The organism is Streptomyces sp. NPDC007205 (assembly GCF_040634095.1).
Lineage (GTDB): Bacteria > Actinomycetota > Actinomycetes > Streptomycetales > Streptomycetaceae > Streptomyces.
In genome coordinates this window covers 1-1405 of record NZ_JBEYEW010000180.1, presented here as the reverse complement: position 1 = coordinate 1405, position 1405 = coordinate 1, and the positions used below count along the sequence as shown (strand labels likewise).

1 protein-coding gene is annotated in these 1405 nt (G+C 67.5%); it reads left to right on the top strand.

What is annotated here, in order from left to right; translation table 11 throughout:
* The first annotated feature begins 56 nt into the window (after positions 1-56).
* Entirely contained in the window at positions 57-1325 is a 1269-nt protein-coding gene (locus ABZ624_RS43090) for an IS701 family transposase (RefSeq protein WP_360101241.1), read from the top strand.
* Positions 1326-1405: the final 80 nt, after the last annotated feature.

The following is a 1405-nucleotide window of genomic DNA, read 5'->3' as shown; positions in this document are numbered from 1 at the left end:
CTAGTAGTACTTCGTTACATCGAGTGATCTCCCCTGGTGGTGGGCATCTTCGTGTTGTGAGGCTGGGGGAAGTGGAGCGGCTCCGGGGCGAGTTATCGGAGTTCGTCAGGGACGTCTTCGGGTCGGTACCGCGGCGGGATCAGCGGCGGTGGGGCGAGTGTTATTTGCGCGGTCTGATGCTGGACGGCCGGCGGAAGTCGATCCAGCCGATGGCCGAGCGGCTGCCGGACGGCAACATGCAGGCCCTGCAGCAGTTCGTGAACCAGTCGCCGTGGGATCCGTTGCCGGTGCGGCGGCGGATCACCGAGCGGCTGTGCGAGGCGATCCGCCCTGAGGTGTGGGTTGTCGACGATGTGTCGTTCCCCAAGTGCGGCACCGCGTCGGCCGGGGTGGCCCGCCAGTACTGCGGAGCGCTGGGAAAACGGGCGAACTGCCAGGTCGCGGTCAGCGTGCACGCGGCCACCGACACCGCATCGTGCCCGCTGGAGTGGGAACTGTTCCTGCCCGAGGAATGGGCCCATGATGACAGGCGGCGCCGACGGGCCGGCATTCCCGAGGGGGTCGGGCATGTGTCCAAGACCCGTCTGGCTCTCGGACTGCTGGACCGGCTGGCCGGGCAAGGGCTGGCGGTGCCGGTGATTGTGGCCGATGCCGGATACGGCCGCAGCGTCTCTTTCCGGCTCGCGTTGGAAGAACCCGGCTGGTCGTATGTCATGGCCGTCGATCCCAAGGAGATCGCACGACCTGCCGACGCCGAGCCGTATCAACCTGCTTATGGCGGATTGGGACCGCCCACGCTGCCCCGATACCGTGAGTCGCCCCGGCCGCTGCCCGGCCTCGTCGATGACGCCACCGTGTTTGAGGAGGTCACCTGGCGGCGGGGCAGCAAAGGCACCATGACCTCGCACTTCGCTGTGCTCCAGGTGCGGCCCTCAGGCAAGGAAGCCTGCCGCACCGCCCAGGAACAGGCCGGCGGACGCAGCCGGTGGGACGGCGTGCTGCCCTTGAAGACGCTGCTGGTCGAACGACCCGAAGAAGCCGACGAGCCGACCGGCTACTGGATGACCAACCTGCCCGCCACCACCCCCATCGGAGACCTGGTTCGGTGGGCGAAGATGCGCTGGCGGATCGAACACGACTACCGCGAACTCAAACACGGCCTGGGACTGGACCACTTCGAAGGCCGCACGTGGCGCGGCTGGCACCACCACGTCACTCTCGTGACCGCCGCCCAAGCCTTCCTCACCCTCTGGCGGCTCGACCCAAAAGCCCCGACGCCGGCCTCACCCTCTACCAGGTCCTCGACGTCCTCCAGGACCTGCTGAGGTGCTGGACCGGCACCTGCACCACCTGCGGCCGACCCCTGCCGACCATCAGAACCAGAACCTAACGAAGCACTACTAGG